The 12,815-nt window shown below is 63.2% G+C and carries 10 protein-coding genes; 3 read left to right on the forward strand and 7 right to left on the reverse strand.

Annotated features, from left to right (window positions below; genetic code table 11):
* Nucleotides 1-50 precede the first annotated feature (50 nt).
* The gene (locus P0D68_RS01950) at nt 51-1,538 is read left to right on the forward strand and encodes a SulP family inorganic anion transporter (protein ID WP_408300014.1); all 1,488 of its coding nucleotides are present in this window, start codon (nt 51-53) and stop codon (nt 1,536-1,538) included.
* A 35-nt stretch (nt 1,539-1,573) separates the two neighbouring features.
* Here P0D68_RS01950 and P0D68_RS01955 read toward each other — a convergent pair whose 3' ends face one another.
* Nucleotides 1,574-3,133, reverse strand: coding sequence for a methyl-accepting chemotaxis protein (locus P0D68_RS01955; RefSeq protein ID WP_408300016.1), 1,560 nt, complete (start codon nt 3,131-3,133; stop codon nt 1,574-1,576).
* Between the two features lie 226 nt (nt 3,134-3,359).
* Nucleotides 3,360-3,899: a YbaK/EbsC family protein gene (locus tag P0D68_RS01960; protein ID WP_408185169.1), complete on the reverse strand. Its 540-nt coding sequence runs from the start codon at nt 3,897-3,899 to the stop codon at nt 3,360-3,362.
* 217 nt (nt 3,900-4,116) lie between these two features.
* Between P0D68_RS01960 and P0D68_RS01965 the strand changes: the two genes are divergently transcribed.
* Nucleotides 4,117-5,445: a YihY/virulence factor BrkB family protein gene (locus tag P0D68_RS01965; protein WP_091807087.1), complete on the forward strand. Its 1,329-nt coding sequence runs from the start codon at nt 4,117-4,119 to the stop codon at nt 5,443-5,445.
* A 416-nt stretch (nt 5,446-5,861) separates the two neighbouring features.
* Nucleotides 5,862-7,043, forward strand: coding sequence for a porin (locus tag P0D68_RS01970; RefSeq protein ID WP_408185129.1), 1,182 nt, complete (start codon nt 5,862-5,864; stop codon nt 7,041-7,043).
* A gap of 277 nt (nt 7,044-7,320) precedes the next feature.
* Here P0D68_RS01970 and P0D68_RS01975 read toward each other — a convergent pair whose 3' ends face one another.
* The 5 genes from P0D68_RS01975 to P0D68_RS01995 form a co-directional block, all read right to left on the reverse strand.
* Complete coding sequence (locus P0D68_RS01975) at nt 7,321-8,193, reverse strand: proteasome-type protease (RefSeq protein WP_091807085.1); 873 nt, start codon at nt 8,191-8,193, stop codon at nt 7,321-7,323.
* A gap of 167 nt (nt 8,194-8,360) precedes the next feature.
* Entirely contained in the window at nt 8,361-9,173 is an 813-nt protein-coding gene (locus P0D68_RS01980) for a transglutaminase family protein (protein ID WP_408185128.1), read from the reverse strand.
* Nucleotides 9,174-9,186: 13 nt separating this feature from the next.
* Entirely contained in the window at nt 9,187-10,137 is a 951-nt protein-coding gene (locus tag P0D68_RS01985; RefSeq protein WP_091807083.1) for an alpha-E domain-containing protein, read from the reverse strand.
* Nucleotides 10,138-10,304: 167 nt separating this feature from the next.
* Complete coding sequence (locus P0D68_RS01990) at nt 10,305-11,714, reverse strand: circularly permuted type 2 ATP-grasp protein (RefSeq protein ID WP_091807082.1); 1,410 nt, start codon at nt 11,712-11,714, stop codon at nt 10,305-10,307.
* 404 nt (nt 11,715-12,118) lie between these two features.
* Nucleotides 12,119-12,571, reverse strand: a complete 453-nt coding sequence (locus P0D68_RS01995; RefSeq protein ID WP_007177969.1) for an HU family DNA-binding protein — start codon at nt 12,569-12,571, stop codon at nt 12,119-12,121.
* Between the last annotated feature and the right edge of the window lie 244 nt (nt 12,572-12,815).

The following is a 12,815-nucleotide window of genomic DNA, read 5'->3' on the forward strand; positions in this document are numbered from 1 at the left end:
GCGTTTCGCGTCCACGCACGCCGTTTGCCCGGACTCCCTCCCCGCTGAAGATGAACACCGCTCGTCCCACTCACGGCCGGCTGGCCGCGCTGCCCGATATCAAAAGCAATGTCCTCGCAGGACTGACCTCGTCTTTCGCGCTGGTGCCGGAATGCATCGCCTTCGCGCTGGTCGCCCACCTCAATCCCTTGATGGGTCTGTACGGCGCGTTCTTCATCTGCACCATCACGGCGCTGTTCGGCGGCCGGCCCGGCATGATTTCCGGTGCCGCCGGTTCGATGGCGGTAGTGATCGTGGCGCTCGTCGTGCAACACGGTGCGCAATATCTGCTCGCCACCGTGATCCTCAGCGGCATCCTGATGGTGCTGTTCGGCGCGCTGCGGCTCGGCAAACTGATCCGTATGGTGCCGCATCCGGTCATGCTCGGTTTCGTGAACGGGCTCGCGATCGTCATCGCGACCGCGCAGCTCGCGCATTTCAGGCAAAGCACGCCAGAAGGCGAACAATGGCTGCACGGCAGCGCGTTGCTGATGATGAGCGGACTCGTCGCGCTGACCATGGCGATCGTCTATTTCCTGCCACGGCTCACGCGTGCGGCGCCGCCTGCTTTGGTGGCGATCGTCGGCGTCGGCCTGTTCACGCAGCTGCTGCACCTGCCCACGCGCACGCTCGGCGACATGGCGCATATTGCGGGCGGCCTGCCGCTTTTGCGCATGCCGGAGGTCCCGCTGAATCTGGAGACACTGCATGTGGTGCTGCCCTACGCGGTGCTGATGGCGATCGTCGGTCTGCTGGAAACGCTGCTCACGTTCAATCTGACCGACGAGATCACCGAAACGCGCGGCCAGCCGAACCGTGAATGCCTGGCGCTCGGCGCGGCGAATATCGCCTCGGGTCTGTTCGGCGGCATGGGCGGCTGCGCGATGATCGGCCAGACGATGATCAATCTCAATTCGGGCGGCCGTTCGCGTCTGTCGGGGATCGTCAGCGGCGTGATGATCCTGATGTACATCCTGTTCCTGTCGCCGCTGATCGAGCGCATTCCGCTGGCGGCGCTGGTCGGCGTGATGTTCGTGGTGGCGCAGCAGACTTTCGCGTGGGGCTCGCTGCGGGTGCTGGGCAAGGTGCCGCGCAACGACGCGCTAGTGATCGTGGCGGTCACCGTCATCACCGTGTTTTCCGATCTGGCGATCGCCGTGCTGTGCGGCATCGTGATCGCCGCGCTCAATTTCGCGTGGCAGCACGCTCGCGAAATTCATGCGCATGTCGAAGATCGCACCGGCGACAAGATCTACGCGCCGCGCGGCACGCTGTTTTTCGCGTCGACCGCCCGTTTTCATGAGCTGTTCGACCCGCTACAAGATCCCGAGCGCGTCACAGTGGACTGCCGCGATCTGCTGCTGGCCGACCATTCCGCGCTCGCGGCGCTGCAAGGCCTCGTCGAGCGCTATCGAAAAGCCGGCAAACAATTGCGCATGAAGAATCTGTCCGAGCGCAACCAGCGTCTGCTGAGCCGCGCCGGTATTGCATTGGCGTGACGACGTGCCCGACTCGCCCAACGGCGGGCTTCCGGTCAGCGGCCTTCCGGTAGCGTGAATACGGCGATTGCCGCGCTAAGCTGGCCGGTCTGCGTTTTGAGCACATCCGCGGACGCACTCGCCTCCTCCACCAGCGCCGCGTTTTGCTGGGTCGTCTGATCCATGCTCGCCACCGCGATGTTGACCTGCTCGATGCCCGAGCTTTGCTCCACCGAAGCCGCGCTGATCTCGCCCATGATGTCCGTCACGCGACGCACCGCCTGCACGACTTCCTGCATGGTCTCGCCGGCGCGGCTCACGTACTGCGAGCCGCCTTCGATCTGCGCGGCCGACTCTTCGATCAGCGCCTTGATCTCCTTGGCCGCCGCCGCGCTGCGTTGCGCGAGGCTGCGCACTTCGCCCGCCACCACCGCGAAGCCGCGGCCTTCCTCACCGGCGCGCGCCGCCTCGACGGCCGCGTTCAAGGCGAGAATGTTGGTCTGAAACGCAATGCCTTCGATCACGCCGATGATGTCGCCAATCCGATGCGACGACTGCGAAATGCCGCGCATCGTCTCGACCACCTGACCGACCACTTCGCCGCCGCGCGCTGCTGTCTCCGATGCGTTATGCGCGAGCTGGCTCGCTTGCTTCGCGTTGTCGGCGTTCTGCTTCACGGTCGCGGTGATCTGCTCCATGCTCGACGCGGTTTCGCCGAGCGCCGTGGCCTGCTGTTCGGTCCGGCGCGACAGATCCGCGTTGCCGGCGGCAATTTCGTTGGACACCGTCGAGATCAGCGTCGCGCCGCCGCGAATCTGCGCGATCGCTTGCGCGAGGCGCTGCTGCATGCGCCGCATGGCGGCGAGCAGGCTGGCTTCGTCGCCCGCCTTCGTTTCGACGACCAGGTCGAGCTCGCCGTCGGCGATGCGCGCGGCGATCTGCGCCGCATACGCCGGTTCGCCGCCGAGTTGCCGCAAGATGCTGCGCAGGATCACGCCGATCACGAGCGACACCACCAGACACAGCATCAGCGCGGCGCCCACGTACTGGATCAGCGTCGTGTAGAACGCAGCGTCGATATCGTCGGTGAATACGCCGGTTACGATCGTCCAGGCCCATGGTTTGTAGAGGCGCACGTAGTTGACCTTCGGCGCCATCTGGTTGGAGCCGGGCTTCAGGAACTGCAGGTGGATGAAGCCTTCACCTTCGCGCTGGGCGAGATCGGAGCCGTCCTTGAACACGTGGCGCCCTTGCGGGTCGGTGAAGCCGCTCATGTCCTTGCCTTCGAGGTCGGCACGCACGCCGTGCATGAGAACACGGGCCTGCGCGTCCTCGATCACGAGATAGCCACCGGCGCCGTCGTAGCGCATCGCGCGCAGATCGGCCATCGCCGAGCGTTGCGCGTCGGCGAGCGGCATGGCGCCCGAGGCGACCAAGCCGTTATAGCGGTCCAGCACGCTGTACGCGACGCTGACCACGCTCTTCAGTTCGGCCTGGCGGTCGGCGATCATCGTGTCGCGTGTCTTGAACGCGCCCCACAGGCCGATTGCCAGAATACCCATGCACATTACCGCTAGTGCGAGCCAAAGCCGCACCTTCAGGCGAAACCGTTCCATCTCCGTATCCCTTGTACTTGTTTGTCGACGCGCCGCCAGGGCGGACGCCCCGGCGATTCATGTCCATCTTCAGGATTAACGGCGGAGCGAGGGAAAACTTCAGGCTTGGCCAATCGGCGGCAGCCGCCGGGCCAATGCATGCACTTTGCCGGCGCTGCTCACGATATGCTCGACGCGGCGGCGCCGTCTGCCGATCCGATTTCGTGCACGCGGGCCGGGTGAGGCGTTACTCCGCCGGCAGCGTCAGCGCGGCGACTTCGCAGCGCGGCCACTGACGCAATACATCGGGCGCCAGCAACAGCTTGGCGGCCCGCACGCCAGCGCCCATGACGACTTGGGTTCGCTCCATGACGGCGGCGTCGACGAGAACGCGCCAGTCGGCCGGCAAGCCGAAGGCCGTGATACCGCCAAACTCCATGCCGCTATGCTCGACGGCCGCTTCCCGCTTGGCGAACGAAAGCCGCTGCGCGCCCAACGCCGCCTTCACCGCGCCGTTGATGTCCAGACGCAGCGAACCCAGCGAGACCAGCGCCGCGTAATGCTCGGCGCCCTCTTTCTTGTATCGGATCACGATCGTGTTCGCGCAGTCTTCCAGGCCGAAGCCGTAACGCGCGCTGAATTCGGCGGTATCCGAAGCGTCGTCGGTGACGGAGAAAACCGTCACGCCTTGGGCCGGCAATTGCTCTACGACATGCGCAGGTAGATGCGCGCCCAATTGTTCGGCGGGAATGATGTCCAACTGCTGTACGAGTTCGTGCGAGTGCATAGCGAGCAAAAGTGTATGGGGATCCCTCGGCATTCTAACGGCACGCCCCGCTCGAGGTGCGCGGGGTCCGCGCATGCCGCTGCCGCTTGTTATAGTGACAGGCACAAGGTTTGCGGAAGGCTTTCACGCGAAGACTGCGTCAAGGCTGCCTCAACGGTTCGCCCCCCGCCCAATCGCCTGACGCGCGCGGCGCCTGTACCTTTTGAGAAACACGACCATGGACATCGACACGCTTTCCGCCGAAAACCTGCAGCTGGTGGCCCGCAAGCAGGCCAACTGGGCCATCGGCGCCTTCAAACAGTTTGCCGAAGACCGCTGCGCGGCCATGGCGGCAAGCATCGCCTTCTATGCCGCATTTTCGCTTGCGCCGACGCTTGTGATGGTGATCGCCGTGGCCGGCTGGTTCTTCGGCGCGGAAGCCGCGCGCGGCGAATTGTTCGACCACATTCACGGATTGCTCGGCGACCAGGCCGCCGCGGGCGTGCAAACCATCGTCGAAAATGCCCATCACAGCGGCAGCGCCGGCGGCATTGCGGCCATCATTTCGTTCACGATGCTGGCGATCGGCGCTTCGGCCACCTTTTCGTCGCTCAATAGCGCGCTCAATATAGTGTGGCCGTATACGGGGCCACGGTCATCAAGCGTGATCGCGCTGGTGCGTGTGCGCCTGATCTCGTTCGGGCTGGTGCTCGGCGTCGCGTTCCTGTTGATCGTTTCGCTGGTGCTCGACACGGTCATTACCTTCATCGGCAAGTGGCTGTGGGGCGACTCGCCGTATGTGGTGATCGGCAACCTGCTGCAACTCGGCGTCGGCCTGCTGGTGCTGGCCTTTGCGTTCGCCGGCCTGCTCAAGTTCCTGCCGGACGCTCGCGTGCGCTGGCGCGATGCGTTCGTGGGCGGGATCGTTGCCGCGGTGCTGTTTTCGGCGGGCAAAAAGCTGTTCGCGCTTTATATCGCGCACGCCGGGATGGCCAGTTCGTTCGGCGCGGCCGGCTCCCTCGCCGTGTTGCTGATGTGGCTGTATTTCTCCGCCGCCGTGCTGCTGCTCGGCGCGGAGTTTTCTGCGGCGCGCGGGCGTATGCTCGATCCGCGCGGAGGCTGGGGCATGCAGGACGACACGCCGCCCGGCAGCCGCGCCAAGCTGGCGTCGGTGCTGGCGGCATCGACGGTCGCCGCGGAAGCCGCGCCGCAAGTCGCGCGTGAGCGCACCGCTTCGAGCGACGCCGCGCTCGCGTGCGTCCAGTCTGACGCGACATCCGGCACGCTGACCGGCGCGACGCCGGCAGCGGCGCTTCGAGCTCGAGCGAGCAACAAGAAGTCGGCACGCGCGACGGCGGTCAAACTCGGCAGGACTGTCGTATCGGCCGAGGCGCAAGCCACTCGCATCGCCGCCGTCGCGCTGATCGAGGCCGGTCGCAAAGCCGTTGCGGCGGATCGCTACGTGAGGCGGCACCCGTGGACTTCGGTGCTGTTCGCCGCCGCTGCCGGGCTGACTGCGGCAACGGTCGCGCGGCGCAGCAACGGCGAACGCGACCCGAATCCCTAGGCCACGCGGTTGCAATCCGCCCCGCGCCGCGTGCTCCGCCTATGCGCCAGCGTGGTGCGCCTGACCACAGCGGGAGAGACCTGTCCAGCGCGTGCGTCAAGCGAAATGCATCGAAATTTTTACGTGTTTCCTACAAAGCGCCCCAAAAAAGTAGACGAGTTTCTTACGACAGACCTTCAAATAAGTGTCGAAAGTGAAGGTGCCAGAGCCGTCACTGTCAACAAAACAACAATAATGCTTGGTCAACGATTAAATGTTGCTGAAACGGAAATAATCGTTAACGCGCTTTAAATACAAGGCTTTGCGCGAGTTGTCAGTTTTTGGAGACAGTCTTTTTTTTCCAGTTCTAGCCGGTAGACCTCCTGCGCTATTCTCCTTCCCGCAACAACAAACTAATCATCTGCGTGGAGAAATGGATGAAACGAATCGCGCTGTCTACCCTCTCGCTGGCGCTCCTGAGCGTCACTGGCGTCGCTCATGCTCAAAGCAGCGTGACCCTGTACGGTTTGATCGATGAATCGATCCAGTACGCACACAACACGGTTGACGCTTCGGGCAAGAACTCGAACCAGGTCGGCCTGGTTGGCGGCAACCTGCAAGGCAATCGCTTCGGCTTGAAAGGCACCGAAGATCTCGGCGGCGGTCTGAAGGCGATTTTCCAATTGGAAAACGGCTTTGACATCAACAACGGCAAGCTGGGTCAAGGTGGCAAGATGTTCGGTCGTCAAGCCTACGTCGGCCTGACGGGCGACCAATGGGGTACGTTCACGCTGGGTCGTCAATACGACCCGCTCGTCGACCTGGTTCAGCCGCTGACGGCTGACAACTACTTCGGTTCGACCTTCACCACGCCGGGCGACGTCGACAACAACGACAACTCCTCGCGCACGAGCAGCGCCATCAAGTACACCTCGCCGGTGTGGGGCGGCTTCCAGTTCGAAGGCATGTACGCTCTGGGCGGCGTGGCTGGTGCAACGGGTTCGGGTCAATCGTGGTCGGGCGCTGCAACGTACGCAACGGGCCCGTTCAGCGTTGCTGCTGGCTACTTCCGCATGGACAACGGCAACACGCTGGCTAGCCGCACGTCGGCAGGCTCGGTGGGCTGGAATGGCAGCACGTCGGACGGCACGTTCGACAACCAGGTCAACGGCGCGTACGCGGCAGCCAAGTCGATCGGCATCGCTTCGGTCGCTGTGCAATACGTCGCAGGCCCGTTCACGGCTAACCTGCGTTACAGCAACGCACAGTACAAGCCGGACGCAAACTCGGGCTTCGGTTCGACCGAGAAGTACAACGTCGGTGGCGCATACCTGGGTTACCAGGCAACGCCGGCCATGCTGGTTGGCGTGGGCTACACCTACACGAAGGCTAGCGGCGATTCGAGCGCAACGTATCACCAGGTTTCCCTGGGCGGCGACTACAACCTGTCGAAGCGCACGGACATCTACCTGGTTGGCGCATATCAGCACGCAAGCGGCCAGCAACGCACCTCGGCCGGCACGCTGGTCGACGCAGGCGCTGCAATCGGTTCGTACGGCTACAACTCGGCTTCCAGCTCGCAAGAGCTGGTCAGCCTGGGCATCCGCCACAAGTTCTAATCGAACTTGACGGACTGCTGAAGCAGCACGCAGTTGAAGACCAGCCACAGGCGAAAGCCTGTGGCTGGTTTTTTTTCGCCCTGGCCCCGGTGACGCCGGCACGCGTGCCGCGTCAGCGCGATCGATCACATACTCGTGGATGCCCCGCTCGTCAGATGCGCGGCCATTACGCAGGTTGAAGCAAAAAAGGCCGCCAGCAGCCGGTTGGGGCTGCTGGCGGCCTCGCCATGTTGCGTCCCCCGCCCAAGCCAGCGGAAGCGGGTCATACGCCAGCAGCCTATTTGCGCTGCGACTTGCCCTTCTCGGCCTGCGCCAACGTCTGCGCGGGCCTCGCGTCGAGTTCATGCTCTATGCCATCCGCGCCGACCGGCGCGCGATACAGCACCAGTGCCCGCTCGCGTTGCAGCAGCGGCACGTTCGGCGAATCCTGCCAGTCCGGGTCGGGAATCTCGCCGAACACCTGGCGCAATCGCTCGCCCCAGGTGCGGTGAATCATCTCGAAGTACGCGTTGTCCTGATCGATCGAGACGAAGCGCGTGACGCGCAGCGCGTCCTTCTGGTAGACCAGCAGATCTAGCGGCAATCCCACCGACAGGTTCGAGCGCAGCGTCGAGTCCATGGAGACGAGCGCGCACTTGGCGGCTTCGTCGAGCGGCGTGGAGGGCGTGAGCACGCGGTCGATGATCGGCTTGCCGTACTTGGCCTCGCCAATCTGGAAATACGGGTTCACCGCCGACGCTTCGATGAAATTGCCCGCGGCGTAGATCATGAACAGGCGCGGCCGGTTGCCCGCGATCTGCCCGCCGAGAATGAAGCTGCAATTGAAGTCGACGCCGAATTCCTGCAGCGCCTCGGCCTCGCGCTGGTGCACGCACCGCACCGCGCGGCCGATCACGCGGGCCGCGTCGGCCATGGTTGGCGCGTTCCAGAGCGTGGGCAGCGACGGATCCGCGGGCTCCGACAGCTCGTGCAACACGGCCTGGGTGAGCGACAGATTGCCGGCGCCCAGCAGCACGAGCATGCGCTCGCCGGGCTGCTCGAACACCGACATCTTGCGCGCGGTGCTGATGTGATCGACGCCCGCATTGGTGCGCGTGTCCGAAAGGAACACGAGACCTTCGTCGACGGACATCGCGACACAATAGGTCATAAGAAAAGGTACCCGCAAAAAAACGACTGAACGGCGCTATTGTAATGCGGCTCGCATGCGCCTCCATTCCGTATAACGGCCCTGGCGGGCCCAATCTGAATGGTTATGAGGCCTGGCGCTCACCAGAGCCTCTAGCGGCCTCTCTGGTCGTCGCCCTGTTCTTCCCGCTATTGCGGCTGTTGCTGCGGCTGTTGCGCACTGACCATGACGGACACTTTGAGCTGTTCCTCCAGCCCGCCGATACGCCGGCCGCGCACCGGCGCAGCCGACTCATAGTCTCGCGCCACGGCGAGGCGGCAGTAGATTTCGCTGGCGAACGCGGCATGCGTGACGTCGATGGAAATCCAGCCCTTGCCTTCGAGCCAGACGTCGACCCACGCGTGGCTCGCGGCATGCTCCACATCACCCGGCTCGATATAGCCGCTCACGTAGCGCGCGGGAATGCCACGCGCGCGGCAGCATGCCAGCATCAGATGCGCGTGGTCCTGGCACACGCCATTGCCGAGCGCGAGCGCCTGGGCGGCCGTGCTGGTGACTTCGGTGACACCCGGGTTGTACTTCACGCGCTGCACGATCTGTTCGGACAGCGCGATCAGGTTCGCCGAGTTCGCCAGGTTCGGCACCGACTCGGCCAGTTCGCGCACCGCGGCATCGACCTCGGTCAGCCGCGTCGAGCAGGTGAAATGTTCGAGCGGAATCGGGCCGACGGCGTCGGGCAAATAGCCGTCGACCAGCGGAATCGTGTCCACTTCGCCGGCCACGTGCAGACGGATCTCGCTATGCGGCTTGTTGATGACCAGCGTATGCAGCACGTTGCCGTAAGCGTCGAAGGTCGCGTCGAGCTTGCCCGGCGCGTCGATGCTCCAGCGCCGCACGACCTGCGAGGCGCCGCTCGACGGCGTCAGCCGCAGTTGCTGGATCGAATAATGGACAGTCGCTTCGTAGCGATAGGACGTGTCGTGGCGGATCGTCAGGTACATAAAAAAAACTCCGTCAGGCGACTGGCAGCATCAGGTAGGTACGCGCAACCAGATTGCCAAGCTCGAACACGCGAGCGAGGAACTGCGTCAGATAGGCGTGCAGGCCGGCTTCGAAAATCTGCCGGATGTCGGAGTACACGAGTTCGGCGCGCAGCTTGCCGGCGAACCGTTCGCACTGGTTCGAACCCGAGGTGCGCAGCATCGCGAGGTTCGCACAGACGCCTTCGAGCGACGCCAGCAGCGAACGCGGCATCTGCTGATTCAGGATCATCAGTTCGACCACGCGTGCCGGCGTGACGACGTCGCGATACACCTTGCGATAGATCTCCAGCGCCGACACCGAACTCAGAATCGACGTCCAGTAGTAGAAATCTTCGAGCTGGCGCGCGGCGTCGCGTGAATTCGGTTCGACGTCGGCAAAGCGCACGTCGAGAATCCGCGCGGTGTTGTCGGCGCGCTCCAGATAAGTGCCGAGTTGCGTGAAGAAGAACGCGTCGTCCTGTAGCGCGGTGCCGATCGTCACGCCACGCGAGAGGTGCGAGCGGAACTTCACCCATTCGAACAAAGCGCCGGGATTGTTGGCCGCCTGACCGGACGAAATGCGCTCGTTGAATTCGAGCCACGTGTCGTTGATGGTTTCCCACCACTCGGTCGTCAACGTGCCGCGCACCGCGCGGGCGTTTTCGCGCGCGGCCTGCAAACACGAGTGAATGCTCGACGGATTAGTCGAATCCGCCACCATGAAATCGAGCACGTGTTCTCGGGTCGGTTCGTCGTAGCGCTGCGCGAACGCGGTTTCGAGTTCGGAAATGCGCAGCACCGAGCGTTGCGCGCGCGCCTCCTGTTCGGGCGTCTGCGGCAACAGCAGCGCCTTCAGGTTGATGTCGAGCATGCGGGCGGTGTTCTCCGCGCGCTCCATGTAGCGGGCCATCCAGAAAAGGTGATCGGCGGTTCGGCTTAGCATGACGGCGTTCCGTATCTGATGACGCGAGACCTTGTCGAAGTAAAAGGCTCGCGCTGGTTATCCGTATGCGCCGGCGGCGTGCGTATTACGTATTGCGTGCCGCCCCGGCGCGCTGGGTTGCAGGCGCGGTTGCGTGAAAACATCTGCAACCGCGAGCGGCAACCGCGTCAGTCGACCATCCATGTATCTTTGGTCCCGCCTCCCTGCGACGAATTGACGACGAGCGAACCCTCCTGCAACGCCACGCGCGTGAGTCCGCCGGCCACCATCGTGACGGTCTTGCCGGACAGCACGAACGGGCGCAAGTCGATATGGCGCGGCGCGATACCGCTTTCGACGAACGTCGGACACGCGGAAAGCGCCAACGTGGGCTGCGCGATATAGCCGGCCGGACGCGCAATCAGACGCTCACGGAACGCCTCGATTTCGGCTTTCGTCGAAGCCGGTCCGACGAGCATGCCGTATCCGCCCGCGCCATGCACTTCCTTGACCACCAGTTCCGGCAGATGCGCGAGCGTATAGGCCAGATCGTCGGGCTTGCGGCACTGGAACGTGGGTACGTTATTGAGGATCGGCTTCTCGCCGAGGTAAAACTCGATCATTTCCGGCACGTACGGGTAGATCGATTTGTCGTCGGCGATACCGGTGCCCATGGCGTTCGCGAGCGCCACGCGCCCGGCGCGATACGCGGTCAGCAGACCCGGCACACCGAGCGCCGAGTCGTTGCGGAAAGCGAGCGGGTCGAGAAAATCGTCGTCGACGCGGCGGTAGATCACATCGACGCGCTTCGGCCCTTGCGTGGTTCGCATGAACACATAGTTATCGTCGACGAAGAGATCCTTGCCTTCCACCAGTTCCACGCCCATCTGCTGCGCGAGGAAGGTGTGCTCGAAATACGCGGAGTTGTACATGCCCGGCGTGAGCACCACCACGACCGGATCGTCGACGCCTTCGGGCGCGACCGAGCGCAGCGTATCGAGCAGCAGATCAGGATAATGCGCGACCGGCGCAATGCGGTTCTGCACGAAGAGCTCAGGGAAAAGCCGCATCATCATCTTGCGGTTTTCGAGCATATAGGACACGCCCGACGGGACTCGCAGGTTGTCTTCGAGTACGTAGAACTCGCCTTCGTCGCCCGCGCGCACCACGTCGACACCGGCGATATGCGCGTAAACACCGAGCGGCACATTCACGCCCTGCATTTCAGGCCGATATTGCGCGTTGGTATAGACCTGCTCGGCCGGCACGATACCGGCGCGCACAATGTTGCGATCGTGATAGACGTCGTGGATGAACAGATTGAGCGCCTGCACCCGCTGGCGCAAACCAGCCTCCAACGTCTGCCATTCGCCGCGCGGAATGATGCGCGGAATCAGGTCGAAGGGAATCAGCCGCTCGGTGCCGGACAAGTCCCCGTTCACCGCGAAGGTGATACCGACCCGGCGAAATAGCAGATCGGCTTCCGCACGCTTGCGTGCGATCGCCTCGTTGCCCTGCTCCACCAGCCATCGCTCAAAGCGCGCGTAGTGTGGTCGCACGGCATCGTCATGATGACGCATCTCGTCATAGCATCGCATGTCACGCCCCGCTCTTGTTGTCGGATAGAAGGCGAATGCGCTGCGCATTCGGTGTTCGACAATCGATCAAGCAAGCGCTATGCCATTGAGCTTTTCGCGTACTAAACACGGTGCATGCACGCGAACAGCGCATCCCGGCCGGCAAGGCTCCGCTGTCATCGTACTGCGGCGGCCCATGATGCGCTAGTACGGTGCATACGCAGCACCGCGGTGCGCGCCCTGGACAGTCCTCGGGCTCTCGCCCGGCTTCGCCTACGCCATGAACGCGCATAAAAAATCCCCGTGGATTCGCACCCACGGGGATTTTCAGACTACATGCACTGCGGATCGTCCCGACGGAAATTTCCGCCGGGTGTCTCAAGCGTCAGCCATTGTTAAATACAACGCCAACGCGTGAAACGCGATCAGCCTGCAGCAGCGTCCTTCAGCTTCTTCAGCGGACGTGCCTTGATGCGCACGCTAGCCGGCTTGGCCGGGAACCAACGCTCTTCGCCCGAGAACGGGTCTTTGCCGAAGCGCTTCTTCTTCGCCGGCACAGCTTGCACGACGATCTTCAGAAGACCCGACAGCGTGAATTCGCCAGCACCCTTCTTATGCACGGCGCCGAGGATCGTGTCTTCGAGCGCGGCCAGAACAGCCTTGGCGGTCTTCGGTTCCACAGCAGCGCGTTCAGCGACGTGTGCAGCCAGCGAGGCCTTCGTGAAGGTGTCCTTGATCGGCGACGGAGCGCTGGACGCCTTCACGGCGACCTTCTTAGCTGCGACGGCCTTCTTCGCAGGAACTTTCTTTGCAGCAACCTTCTTGGTCGGTACCGGGGCAGCAGCCTTCTTGGCCACCTTTTTTGCGGAAGTCGGCATGTTTCTCCTACCTGTTGTGGTCAGTGAATTGCACGAAGCGCACACGACATGTGCACGCTTCAACGCCGGATTCTACAAGCGCTAATACGATTTGCGCGACTCTTTTATGTATAACAGCGAAGGTTTGTTGCGCGGCGCAGACTGCGCAACACATTTTGATGCTTGTTTTAGCGGGTAAACGTGCGTAGGCGGGCTCAGCAACACGAACACGTAACGTACGTTACAAGTCATTTCGATGCATGAA

It is taken from the genome of Paraburkholderia sp. RL17-380-BIE-A, assembly GCF_046028085.1.
Taxonomy (GTDB): domain Bacteria; phylum Pseudomonadota; class Gammaproteobacteria; order Burkholderiales; family Burkholderiaceae; genus Paraburkholderia.

Bases quoted from the DNA above. Each gene is read 5' to 3' on its own strand.
- P0D68_RS01950 (WP_408300014.1), top strand. From the start codon at position 51: ATGAACACCGCTCGTCCCACTCACGGCCGGCTGGCCGCGCTGCCCGAT.
- P0D68_RS01955 (WP_408300016.1), bottom strand. From the start codon at position 3,133: ATGGAACGGTTTCGCCTGAAGGTGCGGCTTTGGCTCGCACTAGCGGTA.
- P0D68_RS01960 (WP_408185169.1), bottom strand. From the start codon at position 3,899: ATGCACTCGCACGAACTCGTACAGCAGTTGGACATCATTCCCGCCGAA.
- P0D68_RS01965 (WP_091807087.1), top strand. From the start codon at position 4,117: ATGGACATCGACACGCTTTCCGCCGAAAACCTGCAGCTGGTGGCCCGC.
- P0D68_RS01970 (WP_408185129.1), top strand. From the start codon at position 5,862: ATGAAACGAATCGCGCTGTCTACCCTCTCGCTGGCGCTCCTGAGCGTC.
- P0D68_RS01975 (WP_091807085.1), bottom strand. From the start codon at position 8,193: ATGACCTATTGTGTCGCGATGTCCGTCGACGAAGGTCTCGTGTTCCTT.
- P0D68_RS01980 (WP_408185128.1), bottom strand. From the start codon at position 9,173: ATGTACCTGACGATCCGCCACGACACGTCCTATCGCTACGAAGCGACT.
- P0D68_RS01985 (WP_091807083.1), bottom strand. From the start codon at position 10,137: ATGCTAAGCCGAACCGCCGATCACCTTTTCTGGATGGCCCGCTACATG.
- P0D68_RS01990 (WP_091807082.1), bottom strand. From the start codon at position 11,714: ATGCGATGCTATGACGAGATGCGTCATCATGACGATGCCGTGCGACCA.
- P0D68_RS01995 (WP_007177969.1), bottom strand. From the start codon at position 12,571: ATGCCGACTTCCGCAAAAAAGGTGGCCAAGAAGGCTGCTGCCCCGGTA.